General features: G+C 27.9%; 14 protein-coding genes, 1 tRNA gene and 1 pseudogene. 8 read left to right on the top strand and 8 right to left on the bottom strand.

Annotation, left to right across the window (positions count from 1 at the left end; translation table 11 throughout):
* Window position 1: 1 nt before the first annotated feature.
* The gene (locus tag QIA22_RS01875) at window positions 2–520 is read left to right on the top strand and encodes a DUF6115 domain-containing protein (RefSeq protein WP_301611481.1); all 519 of its coding nucleotides are present in this window, start codon (window positions 2–4) and stop codon (window positions 518–520) included.
* Entirely contained in the window at window positions 498–1,967 is a 1,470-nt protein-coding gene (locus QIA22_RS01870) for an Hsp70 family protein (RefSeq protein ID WP_301611480.1), read from the top strand. The genes QIA22_RS01875 and QIA22_RS01870 overlap by 23 nt, the downstream gene beginning before the upstream one ends.
* 25 nt (window positions 1,968–1,992) lie before the next feature.
* Here QIA22_RS01870 and lepB read toward each other — a convergent pair whose 3' ends face one another.
* Window positions 1,993–2,499 carry a signal peptidase I gene (gene lepB, locus QIA22_RS01865; protein WP_301611479.1) on the bottom strand — a complete coding sequence of 169 codons (507 nt, stop codon included), beginning with the start codon at window positions 2,497–2,499 and terminating at the stop codon, window positions 1,993–1,995.
* A gap of 61 nt (window positions 2,500–2,560) precedes the next feature.
* Between lepB and QIA22_RS01860 the strand changes: the two genes are divergently transcribed.
* Entirely contained in the window at window positions 2,561–3,814 is a 1,254-nt protein-coding gene (locus QIA22_RS01860) for a peptidoglycan DD-metalloendopeptidase family protein (RefSeq protein WP_301611478.1), read from the top strand.
* 7 nt (window positions 3,815–3,821) lie between these two features.
* Here QIA22_RS01860 and QIA22_RS01855 read toward each other — a convergent pair whose 3' ends face one another.
* Window positions 3,822–5,204 carry a tetratricopeptide repeat protein gene (locus QIA22_RS01855; RefSeq protein ID WP_301611477.1) on the bottom strand — a complete coding sequence of 461 codons (1,383 nt, stop codon included), beginning with the start codon at window positions 5,202–5,204 and terminating at the stop codon, window positions 3,822–3,824.
* Window positions 5,205–5,410: 206 nt separating this feature from the next.
* On the opposite strand from QIA22_RS01855, the gene QIA22_RS01850 reads away from it, so the two are divergent.
* From QIA22_RS01850 to QIA22_RS01835, 4 genes and pseudogenes are all read left to right on the top strand, one after another.
* The gene (locus tag QIA22_RS01850) at window positions 5,411–6,427 is read left to right on the top strand and encodes a hypothetical protein (RefSeq protein ID WP_301611476.1); all 1,017 of its coding nucleotides are present in this window, start codon (window positions 5,411–5,413) and stop codon (window positions 6,425–6,427) included.
* Window positions 6,420–8,573, top strand: coding sequence for a flagellar assembly lytic transglycosylase (locus QIA22_RS01845; RefSeq protein ID WP_301612200.1), 2,154 nt, complete (start codon window positions 6,420–6,422; stop codon window positions 8,571–8,573). Before QIA22_RS01850 ends, QIA22_RS01845 begins: the two co-directional genes overlap by 8 nt.
* Window positions 8,574–8,585: 12 nt before the next feature.
* Window positions 8,586–9,387 (top strand): annotated as a pseudogene (locus QIA22_RS01840) (undecaprenyl-diphosphate phosphatase).
* The gene (locus tag QIA22_RS01835; protein ID WP_301611474.1) at window positions 9,384–11,747 is read left to right on the top strand and encodes a DNA translocase FtsK; all 2,364 of its coding nucleotides are present in this window, start codon (window positions 9,384–9,386) and stop codon (window positions 11,745–11,747) included. The pseudogene QIA22_RS01840 and the gene QIA22_RS01835 overlap by 4 nt, the downstream one beginning before the upstream one ends.
* Before the next feature lie 37 nt (window positions 11,748–11,784).
* On the opposite strand, the gene rpsU is transcribed toward QIA22_RS01835, so the two are convergent.
* Genes rpsU through recJ form a run of 3 tightly spaced genes read right to left on the bottom strand, consistent with a single transcriptional unit; the run spans window position 11,785 to window position 15,072 of the window.
* On the bottom strand, window positions 11,785–11,994 hold the full coding sequence (rpsU, locus tag QIA22_RS01830; protein ID WP_002656880.1) for a 30S ribosomal protein S21: 210 nt from the start codon (window positions 11,992–11,994) through the stop codon (window positions 11,785–11,787).
* 14 nt (window positions 11,995–12,008) lie between these two features.
* On the bottom strand, window positions 12,009–12,953 hold the full coding sequence (locus QIA22_RS01825; protein ID WP_301611473.1) for a M23 family metallopeptidase: 945 nt from the start codon (window positions 12,951–12,953) through the stop codon (window positions 12,009–12,011).
* The gene (gene recJ / locus QIA22_RS01820; protein ID WP_301611472.1) at window positions 12,946–15,072 is read right to left on the bottom strand and encodes a single-stranded-DNA-specific exonuclease RecJ; all 2,127 of its coding nucleotides are present in this window, start codon (window positions 15,070–15,072) and stop codon (window positions 12,946–12,948) included. Before recJ ends, QIA22_RS01825 begins: the two co-directional genes overlap by 8 nt.
* Window positions 15,073–15,341: 269 nt before the next feature.
* Between recJ and lon the strand changes: the two genes are divergently transcribed.
* The gene (lon, locus tag QIA22_RS01815) at window positions 15,342–17,762 is read left to right on the top strand and encodes an endopeptidase La (protein WP_301611471.1); all 2,421 of its coding nucleotides are present in this window, start codon (window positions 15,342–15,344) and stop codon (window positions 17,760–17,762) included.
* Here lon and QIA22_RS01810 read toward each other — a convergent pair.
* The 3 genes from QIA22_RS01810 to QIA22_RS01800 form a co-directional block, all read right to left on the bottom strand.
* Window positions 17,759–20,047 (bottom strand): efflux RND transporter permease subunit, encoded by a 2,289-nt coding sequence (locus QIA22_RS01810; protein WP_301611470.1) that lies wholly within the window; start codon window positions 20,045–20,047, stop codon window positions 17,759–17,761. The two genes, lon and QIA22_RS01810, sit on opposite strands and share 4 nt — an antisense overlap.
* 14 nt (window positions 20,048–20,061) lie before the next feature.
* Window positions 20,062–22,584, bottom strand: coding sequence for a leucine--tRNA ligase (gene leuS / locus QIA22_RS01805; RefSeq protein ID WP_301611469.1), 2,523 nt, complete (start codon window positions 22,582–22,584; stop codon window positions 20,062–20,064).
* A 101-nt stretch (window positions 22,585–22,685) separates the two neighbouring features.
* Window positions 22,686–22,769: transfer RNA gene (locus QIA22_RS01800), tRNA-Leu, on the bottom strand.
* Between the last annotated feature and the right edge of the window lie 3 nt (window positions 22,770–22,772).

The following is a 22,772-nucleotide window of genomic DNA, read 5'->3' as shown; positions in this document are numbered from 1 at the left end:
TATGTTTATTGTTTTTTATCTTATTTTAATTATATTTATGTTTATATATTTTCATGTGTATGTTAATTTGAAAATAAAATCTAATAGCATACTTAGAAAGTTCAAAAGTGAGGTAGATAAAACAATTATTGAAATTAATCAGGCTACAGATAGAAATATAAATATTATTGAAATAAAAATTGAAAGTTTAAATAGAATCATTAAAGAGGTTGACGAGAGAATTGAGATTCTTGATCAGAGGCTATTAGGGTTTAACAGCACTATTCCTGGTAATAGTCCTTCTAGTTTTGGATCGAAAAGTGATGGAATTTATAAAAGCAATTTGGATTATTCTATGCCTACTATTGAAAAAAATATAATAAAAGAAAGTTATAATGTTCGCAGTCAGATTATTTTACTTCATGAACAAGGCATGTCTTTTGAAGCTATTGCTAAAAAGTTTAAGTTAGATTTAGGTGAGGTAGAGTTAATTATTTCAATACATAGGGGAGGTATTCATGAAAAAATGGATAGGTATTGATCTTGGAACCACAAATACTGTGGCATCGTATTTTGATGTTAGTTCTAAGATAATATTAAATGAAATGGGTGAGCGAATGACTCCTTCCATTGTTTCTTTCTCAGATAAGGATGTTTTTGTTGGAAGTGCCGCTAAAAATCAAATATTAGTCAATCCACAAAAAACATTTTATGATTTTAAGACTAACATAGGTTCTAATAATTTTTATAAAGTAGATGACGAATTTTATAGAGCAGAATATATTTCAGCACATTTGCTCTCTAGTGTTAAAAAGAACGCTGAAAAATTTTTAGATGAAGAGATTGAAAATGTTGTAATAACAGTCCCTGCATATTTTTCTGAGATTCAAAGAAGATGTGTTGTTGAGGCTGCAAATGTTGCTGGGTTGAATTGTAAGGCCATACTTAATGAGCCAACCGCAGCTGCTATTGCTTATGCCTTTGAAAGACAGATTGATGGAATTTTTCTTATTTATGATCTTGGGGGTGGAACTTTTGATGTAACTCTTATGGAAAAACAAGGCGACACTTATACTGTTCTTTCGGTTAAAGGGCAAAGTCGACTTGGAGGTAATGACTTTAATAAAATCATTGAAAAGCATGTTTTAGATAGTTTTAAAAATGAATATCCTGATTTTAATCTGGAAGATATCTTTCTTCTAGAACAGCTAAGAGAGCGAATTGAAGAGGGTAAAAAAAATTTATCTGTTATGGAAGAGGTTGATATTACTTTGCTTTTCCTTGATGGTAAGCATTTAAATTATAATCTTAAAAGGGATGAATTTAATTCAATGATAAGTGAATATATTGACAAAACTATTCAGTTATCTATGGAATGTATTGCTGATTCTGGGGTTGATATTGGTAGTGTTTCAAAAATCATACTTTCTGGTGGTTCAACAAGGATTCCCTTGATTGAAAAAGTTTTAAAGGAATCTTTTCCTTCTGTTTCAATTTTAGATGCTTTAAATCAAGATGAAGTTGTAGCTATCGGTGCAGGTATTCATGCTTTTAGTCTTTCTAGAAATGACTCTGTTATCAAGTTTAAGGATGTGACTCCTTATTCTCTTGGGCTTGAGATAAAGGACAATGAATTTTTTACTTTAATAGAGAGAAATGCTGCTTTGCCAATTTCTAGGAGCAAACTATTTACAACTACCAATGATTATCAAGATGAAATTGAGATTCACATACTTCAAGGTGAATATAAAAAAGCCTCTTTGAATTATTCTATAGGTAGGTTTTCTTTTGGCAATATTCAAAAAGCTTTAAGGGGAATTCCTAAAATAGAGGTACTCTTTACTTTAAATGAAAGTGGTATTTTGAGCGTTAATGCTAAAGATTTAGAAACCAATTCTTCTAATTTTATTGAAATAAAAATTACAAGTTCATCTGACAATGTAGCAAAAGAAAGTCTTTCAAACACTTTTACAAGTATTATTGATTAAAAACTCAAATAAACAAAGATATTTTTTAAAAGTAATAAATTATTTTTCCCAATATGTTGTCAATTTTTATAAATCCGTAATCTCTTGAGTCCAATGAGATCTTTTTATTTTCTCCTATAACTAAATAGTGGTCTTCAGGAATTTTTTTAGTATTTTTTTTTAAAATATTTTCATCTATTTTAAAGTTTAAATCATGTATGCATATTTTATTTTTTTCTATTTGTTTAAATTTTTCTCCTGGAATTGCAAAAATTTTTTTAATGGCAATTTTGTTTGTTATGGGGTCTGTAATAAGTACCATTTCATTTTTTTTGGGATTTTTCCATAATAAAAGGTATTTTTGGCGTTTTTTAAGTCTAATTCCATATGCAAACTTATGATTTACAATCCAATTTTTTTCAAATATTGTTGGGCTCATTGATTCGCCTTTTACTATGTAAAATGATAAGAATAACTTTATTAAGGTTATTAAAAATAAGCAAGCGGCTAAAATCGATGCTAGTTCATATTTGTGAGCTTTAAATATTCTCATAACTTTTAAGCGATGCTTTCATTCAAATGCAATTTTCTATTGTATAATGAAATAGCATGATATGATTATACCAAAAAAAAAGCAAAGGGTAGAAAAACGTAAAAAAAATTTTTTATTCAATAGTAAAAAGAATGTTAATTTTGAATTAAAAGATTTTGCAAATATTTCTAATATTGGCAAAAGAAGAAAAAAAGGTTTTAAGTTTAAGAACTTTTTTAAAAAAAAAATCAATTTTTTTAAAAAAGTTTCTTTATTTTTCTATAATCTTAAAATACAAAATATTAATCATTATGAATATAAATATTATTATAAGAGCTTGAGAGAGAAAATTTTTGATATCTTTAGTGTAAAATTCGATTATAGGCTTATTTTTAAGCTTAATGTAATAATCTTTGTCTTTATATTAACATTTTATATTAATATTTTTTCTTATTATGGTTCGTATGTTTTTTTAAATAGGCTTTCTTTGCCCAAAGATTATTTTATTGATACATTTTTATATTATAGCGATCAAGATGTAGCTCAAATTAGTAGTTATTTGCCTGAATCCAATATTTCTTCAAATGTTCCTGAATTTAAAAAAAATTTTGTATTAAAGGTATTTGATCATAAAATTAAGCCTGGAGAAACGCTTTCACATGTTGCAGCTAGATATCAAATAACTAGTGAAACTTTAATTTCTTTTAATGAAATTAAAGATGTAAGAAATATTAAGCCAAATTCAATTATTAAAGTTCCTAATATGAAAGGAATTGTTTATGTTGTTAAAAAAAATGACTCTATTTCATCTATAGCTAGCGTTTATAATGTTCCCAAAGTTGATATTTTAGATTCTAATAATCTTGATAATGAAGTTTTATCTTTAGGGCAAAAATTGTTTATTCCTGGAGGAAGATTGCCCAAAGATTTTTTAAAAGAGGTTTTAGGAGAAACTTTTATTTATCCTGTGCAGGGTGTTATTACTTCAGGATATGGTTATCGACCAGATCCTTTTACAGGAGTTATTAGTTTTCACAATGGAATAGATATTGCAAATTTAGCTAATACCCCTATTAAAGCTTCAAGAGAAGGCATTGTTGTAACTGTGGGATTTAATGCGGGAGGGTATGGAAAATATATTGTTATTTCTCACAGCAACGGATTTCAAACTTTATATGCACATTTGAATTCTTTTGCCGTTAAGGTTGGAAAAAAAGTTTCAAGAGGGGCAGTAATAGGTTATATGGGAAGCACTGGCTATAGTACAGGCAATCATTTGCATTTTACTATTTTTAAGAATGGCAAAACTGAAAATCCTATGAAATATTTAAGATAATGTTTTTTCATGTGTATTTAGATATGTTAATTTTTTTAAGTATTTGAGTTAGTTTTTTGCCTTCTACTAGATCAATAAGTCTTCCCTCAATCATTTGTTTGGCCTTTAAAGAGAATTTTGATGGAGCAATACAGAGTCCTTTTATTTTATTTTCTTTTATTTTTGAAATGAAATCTTTTAAGAACAATTCACCAAAAGTATCTTGTTCAGTTCTTACAAAGCGCACTATTAAATTTTCTTCCCATTGATTGTTAGCTAAGTGAAAGTTTATATCAATAAATTGTGTTGTTATTTCGTTTATTTTAGAATCTCTTATTTGGAATTTATTTAAATATAGTTTTAAAATAATTTCATTTGCTATTTTTTCAAAATTTTCTTTTGAACTGCGTAAATATATTCTTAAAGCTATATTTTCGTTTAACCTTTTGCTAAATTCTAATTTTTCTTTAATATTTTTATAATTTGGATCAATCTCTTCAACTTTGGTAAAAGCTTCTGTAGCTTTTTGATAATTTTCATCAGAGATTTGGAGTTCTCCAAGATTATAAAATAATTCAAGGAAAATTTTTTTAGGCAAGTCAGGTTTTACTTTTATTATTTCTTTAATATTTTGTTCTAATTTTTCTAATTCTTTATTTTTTGAATGAATCTCAGATGTAATCAATAAAGCCTCATAAATCATTCCGTCTTTTTGTTTTATTTTGTTGGCAATCTCTATTGCTAGATGGTCTTGATTCATTTTTGACAAAGACTTAGCATATGCCAAAAGAGCTTCAATATCGTCTTGTATATTTTTTTTTATATTGTTGAATATTATAACAGCTTGTCTATAGCTTTCCAGATTAAATAAAGTCATTCCCAGGTATTTTAGGACATCTTTATTATTTTTATTAAAGTTGTGAACTTTTTTAAGATAGTATAGAGCTTCTTTATACATTTCGTTTTTTAAGAATGCTATGCCAAGATAATAATTTGCATCTTCATCTGTTTTTTTTAACATAAAAGCTTTTCTTAAATATTCCAAGGCTTCTCTGTTAAAATTTCTTTTAAGATTATAAAATCCATAGCTTAAAAAAGCTTTAAATGTGTTTATTTCTTGACTTATTGGGTTGTCTTCTATTAATTGGCATAATTTTTTTGCATATTTTATGCCATTTTCATAGTCTTTATTTTTATAGTAGTAATTATTTAAAATTTCAAGTGCACCTATTTCGTTTGGATTTGTTTTTAATAGAGAAATTGCTCTTTCGATTAATTTTCGCGTTCTCTCATCATCTTTTTTAATTTTCCCTATATTTTTGCCTATTGTAATTTTTAATGCTATTTTAAAAAATAAAAATACTAAAATAAATACTGTAAATGAAGAGATTAATATAAATAGTGACAGCACTTGTATTGCTCCTAAGTTAAAAATATCCCATTAATTTGCATCATCATATTTACTTTTAATAAAAGTTATTTGCTTAAAATAAAAGTAATTTGTAAGTTGAATATCACATTATTTATATTATATTATAGTTATAATAATAATGATAACTATAATTAGTACATAAGTTTGATTTCAATAAAATTAACAAAGCAAAGAGGTTATGATTTTTGAAAGGGTTTTTAGCGATAAAATTATCTAATAATGAGTATTATTCGGTTTTAAATTTAGATGATAGTTCTGTTAAGAGAATAATATTGGGCAAGGTTGAAGGTGATACCAGTATTAAGTTGAATTTTTATGTTAGCGAATATGAAGATTTTTTAGATCCTTTTTTAGTTGGTTCTTTTTTCTTGGATAATTTAAAAAAGGAAAGTTCAAGTGTCAATGTTTATTTTAAAGTTATGGATGAAATACTTTATGTTTATAGTGAGTCTGATGGGATTCAAGATAAATCGAAGTTTGATTTAAGTCTTGTAGATTTTAATCAAACTTTTAAAGAATCTAATAGAGATAACCTTTTAAATGATTTTAAAAGTGATATTGGCAATAATTTGTCTGTTGAAAATTTGGGTTCTGAATTTGATTTAAATTTTGAAGAAAAAGATGATTTTGTCAAAAAAGATGTTTCTGATATAAGCATACCTACTATTAATTCTTTAAATCTAAAAACCGAAGAAGATCAAAAAATTCAGACAAATGATTCAGATTTCGAAGATTTTGATGATAATGACGACGATAGTCTTGTTGATCCTAAAGAGCTTAATTTAGAAAATGAAAAAATCAAGCATATTGACGAGAGATCTTTAAATCTTAATAATTTTGAGTTTCAAAAATTAGAAGATTCTTCTTTAGAGGAAGAAGAAGATTTGCGTGATTTAAGCGTTGAAGACATTATTGCAGATATTGATAAAGAGTTAATAGATACTTCAGATGAAGATGTTGAACTAGATCTTAGAGAAGATTTTGAGAATGATGAGATGAAAAACGGTTTTAAATTAAATACAAGTGAAGGAGTGGTTCACTCTCCTATGCTGTATTTGAGCCTTATTTCTCTTTTTCTTTTGATATTTTTTTCTTTGTTTTTAGTTTTTTCAAAAATTTTAAAGCCTAGAGATTTTGTTTCATATTACTTTGAATATGGTAAAAAGAGAATTGAGAGATATGAAAAAGATCAATATGTTTAGTAGAGGTTCTTTTGTATTGCAAAATTTTCTTTTTCTTTTTTTATTTTTAAGTTTAGTTTCTTGCTTTGCAAAAAAAGAAATCTCAGGCAATAATTTTATTAGGGCACATTCAAAAGAGTTTGATTTAAATAATTTGAATTGGTTGTGGAATTTTGATTATTCAAAAAAAAATTTTGACAAGCATTTTAATATAGACCCGAGTTCTTATGTATATGTTGCTTATTTATTTAAAAAAATAGGATTTGAAGAGAAATTTGTAGAGTATATGAAAAAGGCTATAGCTAATGGGGATAGTATTGCATCCCAGTTTGCTGGAATTAAGCTTATTGAATATTTTAACTCAATAAAAGAATATTTTGCATCTGAATTGATTGGGGAGAAGCTTTATAAAAAATACGAAAATAATAAATTTATTATCTTAGGTTACTTTAAAAGTCTTTATTGGCAAAAGAAAAACGATAAGGCGATTAGTCTTTTAAATAAGCTTGATAAGATGGAATTTTCTGATTATCAGGAAAATGAAAATATTTTATTAAAAGCAGCTCTTTATCTTAATCTTTCTAATGTAAGTGAGTCAAAAATTTATTTTAATGAACTTTTTGAGAATTTACCTGCAAATTATTTACATGTAAGAGCTTATGATTATTTTATTATTGAAAATAAGTCTAAGCTATTTGGTGCAAATTTTTTAAATCTTGTTAGATTTAAGTATGAAGTGGCAAATGGCAATTTTAATAGTGCAATAAATATATTAAATAAAAATGGTTTAAATGATTATTATGATAATAACATTGTATTAAGTGATATTTATAAGGCCTTTATTAGTTCTGGTAAAATTTCAAATGCTTTAACATTTTTTAGTAAAATAAGGAGCAAATATAAAAATTATTATTTAGGTATTTTAAATCTTAGAGAAAAAAATAATTTAGGACTTCTTCTTTTAAAAGAATATCTTGAAGGTTTAAATTTTAATAATGAGGTTAATAGGCTTGATTTGCTTAATACTGCTTTTAGCAATTTAATTTTTACTAAGAGTGCAAGAGATTATTTTGCCGAAAGCGTAGCCAAGTTTTATACTGAGGGTGATAAAAAAAATTCTACTTTTATTAAGATTTTAGAAGATTATATTTTAGAATCAATTCAGCTTGAAGACTATGGCAATCTTTATAAGCTTTATTCTAATGCTCAGAAAGTTATTTCTAATTCTATTTTGTCTAAGCTTGCTTTTATTAATGCAAGGCTTATATATCATAAATTAATTAAACCTGGTGTAAGCGGAGAATACAAGAATCTTTTACATTCTTCTGTTAATTATGATAAATGGTCTTATTCTTCATTTATGAGCAGATACTTGCTAGATCAAAATATTGATGAATTTTTTACAGGTGGGTCTGATATTAAATATGAGCAATCTGATTATGAGATTTTTTTGGAAGGGTTTTTAAAATTCAATCTTTCCAATTATGTTAGAGGGTTTATTTCTGAGGATTTTAGGAATGGATATAAATTTTCACTCGATTTTTATCGAAAAGTATACGATGAACTTTTAAAGAGTGAAAATTACTACGATGCAACTCTTGTGATTAATTATCTTGTAAATCAAGATGAATCGGCTTTAATGGAAAATGATTATAAAAGGCTTTATCCTTATTTGTATGGATCTTTGGTAGAATATTGGTCTAAAAGGCGGGGGCTTGAAACCAGTGTTGTATTTTCTTTAATAAAAGCGGAGAGTAGCTTTGAAAAAAATGCTGTCTCAAAGCCTGGTGCTGTTGGCCTTATGCAGGTTATGCCATCAACAGCAAATGATATTTCTAAAGAACTTAAGTATTTTAATTATAATTTAAAGATTCCAAAAGATAATATAATAATTGGAACATATTATTTAAAAAAAAGAATATCTACGACTGGCAGTCTTTATAAGGCTCTTGCATCTTACAATGGAGGCATTGGCAATGTTAGAAAGTGGGAAAAAAGTTATGGACATTTGTCAAAAGAGCTTTTTATTGAAGCAATTCCTTTTAGTCAGACTAGAAATTATATTAAAAAAATATTGGTTTATTCGGTATTTTATGATGCTTTGTATGAAAAAAAGGGAATAGATTCGGTAATAGTTAAAATTATGGGCGAATTTCCCAAAAATTAGCATGGAGCATTAATGACAAATATTTTAAATGCAATTATTTTGGGTATTGTTCAAGGTATTACAGAGTTTTTGCCAATATCTAGTTCGGGACATTTATTGCTTTTTAGGCATTTTATGAATTTAAAGCTCTCAATAATATTTGACATTTATTTACATCTTGCAACAGTTTTAGTGATTATTATTTATTATCGCCAAAGAATTTTAGAGCTTTTTTTAACTTTTATTAGATTTTCTTTAAGAAAAACTGGTAAATCCGATTTAGAAAATTTAAAATTAATACTGCTGATATTAATAATAACTATTGTTACCGGAGTTGTTGGGATTTTTATTTCAAAATACGAGAGAATATTTACTTTACCTTTTGTTTTAATTAATTTTATTATAACAGGGATTTTAATTTTGATGCTAGAATTTAATTTTTTTAAAATTGATTTTAAAGGTAATATTTTGTTAGTGGGAATTTTTATGGGGCTGATGCAGGGTTTAGGTGCGTTTCCAGGGATTTCTCGTTCGGGAATTACAATCTTTTCCGCTTCGGTTATTGGATTTAATAGAAAAAGTGCATTTGAAATTTCATTTTTATCTTTAATCCCAATAGTTTTTGGAGCGATTTTGTTAAAACATAAAGAATTTTATGATATTTTTGTGGTTTTAAATTTTTTTGAAATAAACTTAGGAGCATTGGTTGCTTTTGTTGTTGGTATTTTCTCAATAAATTTCTTTTTTAAAATGCTTAATAACAAAAAGCTGTATTATTTTTCGATATATTTATTTGCACTTTCAATTATAAGTTTGTTATTTTTTTAGAATATGAAAGATTTTTATCAGTATTTTCAATTTTTGTTTTTTTTCATGCTTTCGGTTATTTCTTTTTCTCTTTTTGTAGCATTGACCCCTTTAAGCAATGTATTTATATTTTTTGTTTTTAATCTATTGGGACAAATACTTCTTAATGTTTTTTCATTTTTGTCATTTTATTTAATAGTATATCCAATTGTTAATTGGTACGCTTATAAAAAACATATTTTTACTAAACGATTTGTATTTAATTGGAATTATACCGTAATATTGTTTTTCACTTTAATATTTTTAATAAAAATTAATTCTAATACTGAAAAGTCCTATTTTATTAAGATATTTCTTATTAATTTTGGTATAGTATTAGGGAATTTTTTTATTTTTACTCTTTTAATTTTAGAATTTGTTGTTTGGATTTACTTGAATTATGTCTTTTTTAAAGATATTAATTTTATTTTAGATGCTTTTAAGTTTTTAGAGTTTAAGATTAAAATTTTGTTTGAAAACATATTAAGTTATTTCCCCTTTTCAAATTCATTAGATGTAAAAAAAGATATTAAAGTTTATGTAGATTCTGCAGATGATCTAAAAGATTCTCAAGTTTTTGATGATAAAGAGAATATTATTAATGATGAGGAATATCAAGCTTTATGGTCATTTAGCGCTTTTTTAAGAAACAATAAAAAACCTTCCAATATTAATTTAGACAAAACTGTTTTTGAAGGCTCAGATCTCGAAGAAGCAAGCTCTTTAAATAAGGAGACTTTAAATGATAGCGCTTTAAATTCAGATGAAAATGTAGATGAAATTGATGAGTCTTGTGAGTATAAATATTTAGACAATCTTGAGGATAATAAGTTAATTCTTAGTGGAAAAGTTAAAGCCTGTGAGATAAGGACTAAGGGCATAATTAGTCAAGTTGCTACTTCTCATGTTTATAACGAAAATGTATCTTTGAATAAAAAAAGCGATTCTTACGTTATTGATATTTCAGTTTTTGACCAGAAAGAGATTAAAAATGATGTAGAGGATATTGAGTATGATAAAGAAATTCAAAAGCAATCAATGATTCTTCAGGAGACATTAAAAGAGTTTAATATTAATGCCAAATTAATTGATATTATTAAGGGCCCTGTTGTGACAATGTATGCTGTTCGCCCAGATAAGGGAATTAAGCTTTCTAAGATTACTTCTATTTCTGATAATATTGCCTTAAGGCTTGCAGCTATTAGGGTTAGGATTATTGCTCCAATTCCTGGCAGAGAAGCTGTAGGAATTGAAATTCCTAATAAAAGGCGTGAGTTTATTTTGATTTCAGAGATAATAGACAGCAAGGAATTCAGAGGTGATTTTAAAATTCCTTTTGCTCTTGGAAAAGAGATTAGTGGTGAAAATATTGTTTTTGACCTTGTTAATTCTCCACATTTGTTAATAGCTGGTGCAACTGGGGCGGGTAAATCTGTTTGTGTGAACTCGCTAATTGCTTCAATTATTTTTTCAAAATCCCCAGATGAAGTGAAATTAATTATGATAGATCCCAAAATAGTTGAGCTTAAACTTTTCAATGATATTCCTCATTTATTAACCCCAGTTATTACAGATGTCAAGAGAGCTTTAGAAGCTCTTAGATGGTGTCTTGATGAAATGGAGAGAAGATATGTGCTTCTTGATAATTTATTGGTAAGAGATATTTCTTCTTATAATAAAAAAATAAAAGATGAGAATTTGAATTTAATGATTTTGCCATATCTTGTAATAATTATTGATGAATTTGCAGATCTTATTCTTTCTGCAAGAAAAGATTTGGAAAATTTAATTTCTAGACTTGCTGCAATGGCTAGAGCCGTGGGGATTCATTTGGTTCTTGCAACCCAAAGACCTTCAGTCGACGTTATTACGGGGGTAATAAAAGCCAATTTTCCTTCAAGGATTTCTTTCATGGTAGCCAGTTCTATGGATTCCAGAATAATTCTTGGGTCTTCTGGGGCTGAAAAGCTTTTAGGAAAAGGGGATATGCTTTATATTAGTTCTTTAAATCCTTTTCCCCAAAGAATTCAGGGCGGATTTTTAAAGGAAAGAGAAGTTTACAGACTTGTTGAGGAGGTTAAAAAATTCGGTTCTCCAAATTATATTGATGATGAAATATTTATTGATAGCATAAAAGAGCCAGATTTAGTTGCTCTTGGCCCTTCTGATGAACCAATGTTTGATGAAGCTCTTGAGATTGTTAAAGTCACAAGAAAAGCATCAGCATCTTATCTGCAAAGAAGATTGAAGATAGGCTACAATAGAGCAGCCAGAATTATTGAAATTATGGAAGATATGGGATATGTAGGACCTGTTAATGGATCAAAACCAAGAGAGGTATTAATTTAAAATAAAGAGATATCCATTTGAACATCTCTTGTGATCTCTATCTATTAGTTTTTTGTTTTAACTTTCTTACTTTTTTTGCTTGTTTTCTTTTAAAAGCTTTTTCCTTTTTTACACGTATTGTGGATGGTTTCTCATAGTATTCTCTTCTTTTCCATTCGCGAATAATTGCTTCTTTTTCAATCATTCTTTTAAAACGTTTTAATGCTTTTTCAAGATTTTCATTTTTGTCCACAGTGACTGTTACCAAAAAATTACCTCCTTTTACTCTATTCTTTTAATATTATTTATTATTTTATTTTTGTCAATAAGCATGCCATTTAAAAGGAAATCTGGGTTTATTGCTATGCCATTAATTCTTACTTCGAAGTGTAAATGAGGGCCTGTTGAGAGGCCCGTATTTCCAGTATGTCCAATATATTCCCCAGCACTAACTATTTTATTTTCACTTATTCCTAATTTTGAGAGGTGAAGGTAAATTGTAAATACGCCTGGTAAATGTTGTATTATAAGGGTGTTGCCTGTTAGCTCTCTATTTTGTGCAAATACAACTTTGCCTTTACCAGCAGCAAAAATTGGAGTATTTTCTCTTTTAAATGGGGCATAATCAATTCCATTGTGCATTGTATAATTTGAAATTTTTTTGCTACCTTGCATGTAAAGCCTTAAATCTCCGTATTGGCTTGTTACAATATATTGATCTTTTATTGGTTTAACTAAAGCATCATAGTGGTATATTGTTGTGTCTCCAGTATTGCCAATAATATTCCACAAAATCAAAGCCTGTTCTTTTTGTTTTGTGGATTTTTTTTGGGTTATAAGCTTGGCTTTTTCTTTATTAAAGCTAATTTTTGTTTTTTTGAAGTTAAATTTTTTTATTTCTATTTCTTTAATGTAGCTTTTATTTTCGAATTCTATTTGAATTTTTCTTTTACCCTCTTTTATCATTGGCGTAATTCCCATAAATGCTATGTAATAAATTTTACTTCCCACTGTAAATTTAAATGGAGAAGAGCTTATGATTGGATTTTTATTTGTGCTTAAAAGTGATAAACTTTTAAAATTTTCGTTACTTGCAAAGTATATGTAATCTCCTTGAAATGCCTCTTTTTTATATTGAACTTTAGGAACAGTATTTGTTATTTCTGAATTTATATTTTCTATTCCTAGAATACATAATATGAGTAGGGTTTTTTGTATTCTATGCATTGATTTGAGCGCTCTTTTTTATGTCTATAATTTTCAAAATTTTTTCCCTAGGACAATAAAAATCTTCATTAACTGTAAAAATGATGTCCAAGTATTGATCTTCTTTTATATCTAATTCTTCTATTGTTTTTGTTCCGTTAAAAAAAATAGCTTTATAGTAATCAGTTTGTGATTTAATGCGCATGTTTATATGTTTTGAGCTATGATTTTTGTCAATTATTTTGAGTTCTTGAAGATAAACATTTTCCATCATTAAGATTGGCTCTCTAAATTCATAGCCATAAGGTTCAAATATTTCTATTGTTTTGAAAAGAGAATCTTTTGTTAAATTCTTTGGAAGAATAGCATCTATTAGTATTGATTTATTTTCATCAGTAGGTTCATATTCAACTTTTGTAGTTGCGTATTCTAATTCTTTAATAAAGTCTTCTAGTGAATTTTCATGCAGCGTAAATCCAGCAGCAGCTTTATGCCCCCCCGAATTTATTACTAAATGGGAAGGTATTATTGATATTAGTGTTTTTGAATTGATTTTATTGTTTGATCTAATTGATCCTTTAATAATATTGTCTTGCTTTGTTAAAAAAATAGCAACTTTTTGGTAGTAAGCAGAAATTCTAGTTGCAATTCTAGAACCTATTCCTTTTGGGGTATTTTTATCATAGCAAACTATGAATTTATCGTTTTTAAAAATAGTATTTTTATTATGCGAATTCCAAGCTTTTTCTTCTTTGTGTTTTCTCAGTTCGTTGATTTCTTTTATTTCTTTAAATTTATTTTCTATTTGATTAATGTCGTTAGTTAGTAAAAAATTTATTGCAATATCTGCTTTTTCAAGCCTTCCTGTTGAGTTTAGTATTGGTGCAATTTTATATGCAATATCCATTGAATTTATATTTGGTTTTGTTAATATGTTTGCATCTTTTAATAGATAGTTAATAGACATTCTCTCTCTTAGTGCGATTTCTTTAAGCCCTACTTTTAGGATTATTCTGTTTTCATTAATAATGGGCATATTATCTGCTATTGTTCCTATTGCAGCAAAGCTAAGTCTTTTTAGGCATTTTTGGAGCAAATTTTTGTTAATTTCAAAAACTATATTATAAAATATATAGTAAAGCTTGTCTTTAATCTCAACTTCTTTATATTTGAAATATTTAGTTGCTTGGATTAAGTCTGTTAATGTTTTTTTTCTAAAATTTGGATATTTTTTTATAAAATTTTCACTAATATCAATTGTGTTTATGTCTATACCTCTTGCGAAGTGTTTATTTAATAATTGGTTTTGATCTTCTTTGTTAAAGATTACTACGTATTTGTTTTGTATAAATTTTTCTAGTTTGTTTGAGTTAATTAAGGGTTCATTTTTATTATTTAATCTTAGATATTGTTTTAGAATGTAGTTGTTTATTTCTATTGCATGAAGAATAATTTCATTTTTTGTTTTTTCTAAAAATAAAAATACAAGGTTTTTAGAATAAAGGTCTGTAAAGGACATACTAAGAGCAAGGCAGGTTTTAAAACTTACACAACATCCCGCTATTTCTTTGAATGGATATTTGTCATCTTTTAGGTGAGGATTTATAACTATGCTTTTAGTTTTAAAGTCTTCGCTTGGAAGATGGTGGTCTGTTATTATTATTTCTATTCCTTTAGAATTTGCATAATTTATTTCTTCAATGCTAGAAATGCCGTTATCAACAGTTATTATTAAAGAGATTTTTTTTTCTAAAGCTCTGTTGATCAATTCGTTTGAAAGTCCATAAAATTCCCCATTTGAAGGTATTTTATAGCTTACATTAAGCCCAAAGTCTTTAAGAGTTTCATACATTATTATTGTTGCGGTGATTCCATCAGCATCTTTATCTCCAAAGATTAATATGTTTTCATTATTTTTGATTGCTTTATTAATTCTGTTTATAAATTTATCTATATTTTTTAATAAAAATGGGTTGTGTAATAAATTTACACTGTCTTCAAGGAAAAACATAAAATCTTCTTCTTTGATTTCTCGTTTTATAAGTAAAGTTGCTTCAAGGGCATTAATATTGTATTGCTTGGCAATTCGAGTTAATTCTTGGGCTTGTATATTAGTTTCTTTTTGTTTCCAAATTTTCATTTACTTCTCTAGAATTCATTTTTAATCGATTTTTCAAGGATCTTCTTTACTAACTTCACCATAGATTAATTTTAAGTAGTAGCCATTATTTTTTTATTAAATGGTGTAGTTTTAGTGGATTGTAATTTTTACTGTAATCCAAATTCATGGGCATAATTTTAACTGTGAAAATTCTCATTTTATCATTTTATAATAAAAAAAAATATTATTAAATGAATTTCCATAAAATATTTGTTTTGTTATAATTAGCTTAGGAGATTTCAAGTTTTATGGATAAATCTAAGAAAGCTAGGTCAGGGGATAAAAAAAAAGAAAAAGTTGTAGCTGCAATTTTGCCTCATTCTAATAAGCCCGCAAGAGTTCCTTTAATAGCGGTTCCTTCTCACCCAGTTTTTCCAGGGATGTTTATTCCGATTGTTATAATCTCTGATTCTGACATGAGAGCAATCGATTATGCTATGAAAGGCAATGGAATCATTGCCTTATTTGTTTTGAATGATAAATTTTTAGGGAAAAACAACAATAATGCTCAACAGAAATTAATTATTGATTATAGTAAAGATATTTATTCTGTTGGAGTTACTGGAAAGATAATAAAAAAAATTAATCTTCCAGACGGCGGTTACAATATATTCGTTTCAACTTTTGATAGGATTAAATTTGTTAAAGTTGTTCTTAATGACAAGTTCCCCATAATTGAGATTGACTATTTAAAGCAAATTCCAGTTAGAAAAGATGATATTCAGTCAAAGGCAGTTTACAGTAGTATTTTGCTTAGAACTAAAGAAATATTTGCGCATAGAAAAATGCCGGAAATTCAATTAAATATGGTTAATATTGAGGATAAGGGAAAACTATGTGATATTGTGGCCAGCACTATTTCATCTTCAAAAAATGATCATCAAATAGTTCTTGAAACTTTGAATATAAAAGACAGGCTTAAAAAAGTTTTAGAACTGATTTATGAAGAGCTTAATTTAATTGAAATTCAAAATAAAATTGCTAAAGGCATTCAAGAGAGATTAGAGAAACAGCAAAAAGAGTTTTTTTTAAAAGAACAGCTTAAGGCTATTAAAGCTGAACTTGGCATAGGAGATAAAAAAAACAGCGATTTGGAAAAGCTTAAAACCAAGCTAAAGGCTTTAGAGTTAAAGGGGGAACCTTTAGAGGTAGTTGAAAAAGAGTTAGAAAAATTTTCACTTCTTGAGACAAGTTCGGCTGAATACATTGTTGTTAGAAATTATCTTGAACTTATTACTGAGCTTCCTTGGCGAGATTTGAAAAAAAATTTTGATAAATTAGATTTGCAAAAATCTAAAAAAATTTTAGATAAAACTCATTATGGAATGAACGAAGTTAAGGATAGAATTATTGAATATATTTCTGTTCTTAAATTAAGAAAAACCCAAAAAGGGGCGATTATTCTTTTAGTGGGACCTCCTGGTGTGGGGAAAACTTCTATTGGGGCAGCTATTGCAAAGGTTTTGCGTACCAAGTTTTTTAGATTTTCTGTTGGTGGAATGCGTGATGAGTCAGAAATTAAGGGACATAGAAGAACTTATGTTGGTGCTTTGCCTGGAAAAATTATTCAGGGCTTAAGAATTACTAAGACAAATTCTCCTGTTTTTTTAATTGATGAGGTGGATAAGATTTCATCTTCAAGTTATGGAGATCCTTTTTCAGTTCTTCTTGAAGTTTTAGATCCTGAACAAAATGTTAGGTTTAGAGATCATTATCTTGATCTTCCTTTTGATATTTCAAATGTATTTTTTATTTTAACCGCTAATTCTGTTGAAACAATACCAAGACCTTTGTTAAATAGAATGGAGGTTATTGAAATTTCTGGATATGTTGATAACGAAAAAATAGAGATTGCAAGAAAGTATTTAATTCCCAAAGTTTTAAGTGAAAACGGAGTTGATAAAGATTCTTTAAAATTTCAAAGTTCATCTCTTGTTCAAATTGCTCAAGAATATGCAAGAGATAATGGGGTGAGAAATTTTGAAAAATATTTAAACAAAATTGTAAGAAAGGTTGCTAGAAAGCTTATTGAGAATACCGAGGTTAAGTCTTACCAAATTTCCAATGACAATCTGGAAGAATATGTTGGTGTGCCTGTTTTTAGAAAGGAAAGCATGCCTAATGCTATGTATTCAGGGATGGTAATGGGCCTTGCTTGGACAAATTATGGGGGTTCAACTTTAATGATTGAGACTGTAAAGACAGAGTCCAAAATGGGTGGAATTAAATTGACAGGTAGACTTGGGGATGTTATGAAAGAATCTGCTAATATTGCCTATACTTATGTTAATAGCATTAAAGAAGATTTGAGCATTAGTAAATCTTTTTTTGAAAAAAATATTATTCATTTACATATTCCAGAAGGAGCTACCCCAAAAGATGGGCCTTCTGCGGGAATTACAATAGCCAGTGCTTTTATTTCTCTTGCTCTTGATAAGGTTGTTAGACCCCATTTGGCTATGACTGGAGAACTTTCTCTTACTGGGAATGTAATGATGATAGGGGGCCTTAGAGAAAAAATAATTGCAGCAAAGCGCAGTGGTGTTGAGCATATTATTGTTCCTAAGGCAAATAGAGTTGATTTAGAAGAGATTCCTATTAACATTAAAAGCGGCATTAATTTTTATCTTGTAGATAATATGCGAGAGGTCATTAAATTATTATTTTAATTTTTTAAATTGTTATTTGAGGCGAGTTTTACTCTAGGTTTAAATAAATGAATTAATAATGGAAGAAGAGTTAGCGATGCAAGAGATGTCGTTAGCATTGTAAAAGCAATTATTGCTCCAAGAGTTGATATTATTTTATAAGACGAAAATGTTAGAGTTAAAAATCCTATTCCAACAGAAATGGAATTTGCAAATATTCCATTAAATACACTGGGTATTGATTCAAGAAGTGCAGTTTTGTAGATTTGATTTTTTTGGTATTGTAAAATAAACGTATTGAAAAAATGAATTGAATAATCTACTCCTACTCCCATGCTTACAGACGCAATTGTTGCTGTTGCAGGGTTTAAGGTTATCCCAAATAATCTCATTACAGCAAAGTTTAAAAACACTGACCATGCTACTGGGATTGCAATAATTATTCCGGTTTTTATAGATTTGAAGAAAAACATAAGTAGCAGAGTTATTGATCCAAGAGTTGTTATAATGTTCATAATCTGTTCTTTTACCATTGTTTTAGCTATTAACACCTTATCATAAACTCCTGAGAAATGATATTTATTATTTTGCATGTATTCATTAATTGTTTTAATAGCATATTTTTCAAATTTTTTTATTCCTTCAGTTGAGTTGTCTTCAATTCTTACTATGATAGATATTAATGACCAATCGTCATTAATATACATTTTTTTATTGTCTTTAGTCCAATCGCTTCTATCTACCAAATTTATTAGTTTGTTTAGTATGATTTTGTTTTCAGGTAGTTTATACTCTAGTGGAGATTCTTTTTTAATTTTAAAATTTGTAAATTTTAAAATTCCATTAATAGAGCTGGATTGAGTTTTTGCAGAAAATGCATCAAGCTTATCTGTAATTAAGTCTAAGGTTTGCATTGCTTTAGCATTTTTAAATTCACCAGGTTTTCCTTCAAGCTCTATTTTGAAAATCGATATTCCCCCCATTTCTTTTTGCATTAGGTTTAATGTTTTTTTTACACTTGTGCTTTCTTTAAAGTAGTCTTTTTCATCAAAATTGATTTCAATTTTTAAAAGACCCACAAAAGAAATTCCCAGTATAATGAGGACCATTATAGAGGATGTATATTTTCTTTTTAATATAGATTTTGTTATTTGTATATTTAGTTTGGCAAGTCTTTCAAGGAAAAATATTTTGTTTGGTTTATTTTCTTTTTCAAAAGATCTTTTTTTTGTAAATGGGATTAATGTTATTATTCCAGGTAAAACAGTTAATGAGATTATCATTGAGATAATGACTCCAATTGACATGAAAATACCCATTGTTTTGTAAGCATTAATTGAAGAGGTTGTAAGAGATAAAAATCCAAATGCAGTTGTAAGAGATGTTAACAGAATGGGAGTTTTGAGTTTTTTAATTATTGCTTTTATGGATTCTTTTGAGAGTTGTTCTTTTTTTATTAATTTAAATATTTCATTTATTATGTGTACAGCATTGGCGCATCCGATTGAAATAAGTAAAACAATCATTGAAGTTTCTGGCACTGTAATAGGGGATTGTACAAGCCCTTTAATTCCAAAAGTCCAAATCAATGATAATAATGCAATAAAAATAGGAATTAATGCTCCAATTAGATTTTTTATAATAAGATAAAGAGAAATTATTACTACAAAAGTAGCAAGAGGGCCTAAGATTTTGAAGTCTTCAACCATGTAGTTTAAGATTTTTTCTCTTACTATTAAATCTCCTGTAAGATACAACTTTAAATCGTCAGTTTCATATTTTTTAATTGTTTTTTCCATTTCATCAAGTTCAGTTTTTAAGTTTCTACTGAAGTTGATTTTGTCGCTCTCTGATGGGATTATTATAAAGTATATTAAATTTTCTGAGTTGCCTAAGAATGTGTTTTTTACAAATGGAGTTGACTTTATTTTATTTTTTATTTCTTCTATATCTTTATCTGTGTAGATTTCTTTTTTAAATTGCGGAAAATAAGAAAATATGCTTGTAACCGCATTTGGAGATACTTTTAAAATTTTAGTTATTTCGTCGATTACGCTGTTTATTGTTTTAAAATTTTTTTTATTGAAAATATTTTTTTTATCTTGAAATATTACTATTGTAGATAAAAGTGAATTACTTTTGTCAATGTCTATTAAGCTTTCAGTTTCTTTAGTCTTAGGTATAAGCTTTAAGATGTTTGCATCGAATTTAAGATTTTTTAAAAAAAATCCTAAAAAGATAGTAATTAGGATAAATATTGTGAATATAATTCCTTTATATCTAATACTTAGACCTTCAAAGTCCATGTCATGCCTCTTTTTTACTTTATCACTATGTTGACAAGCTTGTTTTTAATTACAATTATTTTTACTATTTTTTTATTAAATAAATTTGATTTTATTTTGCTATTTTCCATTGCTATTTCTTTTAGTTCTTCTTCGTCTGTCTCTTTATTTAGTAAAATTTTGTCTTTTATTTTTCCATTTATTTGCAAAACAATTTCTTTTTTATCTTTAATAATAAGACTTTCATCGAATTTTGGCCATTTTGAATTTTTGAATAAACTGGGAAGCTCTCCAATATATTCCCACAATTCTTCTGCTAAATGGGGTGCATAGGGAGATAAAATAATGATAAACGGCTTAAATATGTTTAAATAAATTTTTTCATACTTTAAAAGTTCATTTATAAATATCATCATAGCAGAGATTGCCGTGTTAAAATTTAGTTTTTCTGTGTCTTCTGTGACTTTTTTTATTACTTTATGTAGTTCAGATACTATTTCTTTTGGGGGATTGTCTTTTGATAGTTCTTTTTCTCTTAAGTTCCAAATTTTGTTTAAAAATCGAAAAATACCAATAATGCCTTTAGTGTTCCAAGGTTTAGAATCTGTTAGCGGTCCCATAAACATTTCATAAATTCTCATTGAGTCTGCTCCAAATTCCTTAATAATGTCGTCTGGATTTATTACATTTTTTAAAGATTTTGACATTTTGGCAATTACTTGGATTACTTCTTTGTTGTCTTTTTTGTCAAAAAATTTATTGTCTTTTTCTATAACTTGGTCATTAGGTATTAAACCCCCATTTTCTTTTTGATAAGAGAATGATGTTATTATGCCTTGATTTATTAGCTTTTTAAAAGGTTCTTTAGTATTTACGTACCCTAGATCATAAAGAACCTTGTGCCAAAACCTTGAGTAAAGCAGGTGCAATACTGTATGTTCGGCTCCACCTATGTATAGGTCAACTGGCATCCAATATTCAATTTTTTTTTTGTTTGCAAACTCTTTTGGATTTTTAGGGTCTAGGTATCTTAAATAATACCAACAAGAGCCTGCCCATTGAGGCATTGTGTTTGTTTCTCTTGTAAGACCCATTTCTTTTATGTTTACCCAATCTTTAATTCTTGACAGTGGAGATTCTCCTGTTCCAGAAGGTTTATAGTTTGCAATTTCTGGAAGCTTTAAGGGAAGATCATTTTCCTCTAAAGGTATTGCGTTTCCAAGCTTATCAAACAAAATGGGGATAGGCTCACCCCAGTATCTTTGTCTTGAAAAAATCCAATCCCTAAGCCTATAGGTAACTTTTTCTTTCCCTTTTTTGTTTTTAGTAAGCCATTCTATTACTTTGTCTTTTACTTCAGAATTTTTCAGATTATTAAATTCATTAGGAGAATTTATTGAAATTCCATCATTAATAAATGCTTTCTCTAATATTTCATTTTTCCCCGATTTTGATATCACAGGTAAAATTTTTAATTGATACTTTTTAGCGAATTGAAAGTCTCTTTCATCATGTGCTGGAACGCCCATTACAGCTCCGGTTCCGTAAGTTCCTAGTACGTAGCTTCCAACCCAAATTGGAATTTTTTCATTTGTTATTGGATGAAATGCGTAAGATCCTGTAAAAACTCCCGATTTGTCTTTTTCAAGAGAGGTTCTCTTAAGATCACTTTTGAGTTCTTCATGTTTTACATATTTTAAGACATCTTTTTTAAAGTTGTTTTTTGTTATTTTTTCTATTAGTTTATTTTCCGGTGCGATAACTAAATATGTGATGCCAAAGATTGTGTCTGGTCTTGTTGTAAAAACTTTGATTTTATCACTGTGACCTTCAATTTCAAAGTCAATTTCAACCCCTGCTGATTTGCCAATCCAATTTCGCTGCATTTCTTTTACAGATTCAGGCCATTCTAATTCTTCAAGGTCTTCTAACAATCTTTCAGCATACTTTGTAATTTTTAAAACCCACTGTTTTAAATATTTTTTTTCGACGTTGTAAAATCCTCTCTCAGATTTTGGTCCGTCTGGAGTTTGAATGATCTCTTCATTTGCTAGTACTGTCCCAAGTTCCGGGCAGTACCATACAGGCATTTCTTTTACATAAGCCAAGCCTTTTTTATATAATTGTAAAAAAATCCACTGTGTCCATTTATAGTAATTTTCCTCGTGTGTTCTAATTTCTCTATCCCAATCATAGGCAAACCCCAAAGCTTTTATTTGTTTTTTAAACTTATTAATATTTTCTTCTGTGCTTTTTTGAGGGTGAGTTCCTGTTTGTATTGCGTAATTTTCAGCAGGAAGTCCAAAGCTATCAAATCCTATTGGGTGAAGTACATGAAATCCATTCAAAATCTTGTATCTTCCAAATATATCAGTGGCTGTGTATCCTTCTGGATGGCCAACATGAAGCCCGTTGGCAGAAGGGTAGGGGAACATGTCTAGTATATATAATCTTTTTTCTTTAGGAATGTTTGGATCTTCTTCTACTTTGTATGTTTTGTTATTATCCCAAAATTCTTGCCATTTTTTTTCAATTTTTATGAATTCGTATTTAGACATTTGTCCTCTTGAAAATTAATCTATAACAACAACTTATTTTCTAGTATCCTTTTAGATCCTATTTATGTTAATTTTATTTAATAAGCTGCTAATAATTTTGATGCTGTGAACTGGATTTGAACCAGCACGGGCTTGCGCCCACTAGCCCCTCAAGCTAGCGTGTCTACCACTTCCACCACCACAGCGTT

Origin of the sequence: Borreliella kurtenbachii (genome assembly GCF_030437945.2) — a bacterium.
GTDB classification, from domain to species: domain Bacteria; phylum Spirochaetota; class Spirochaetia; order Borreliales; family Borreliaceae; genus Borreliella; species Borreliella carolinensis.
This window is presented reverse-complemented; position numbering and strand designations above follow the sequence as displayed.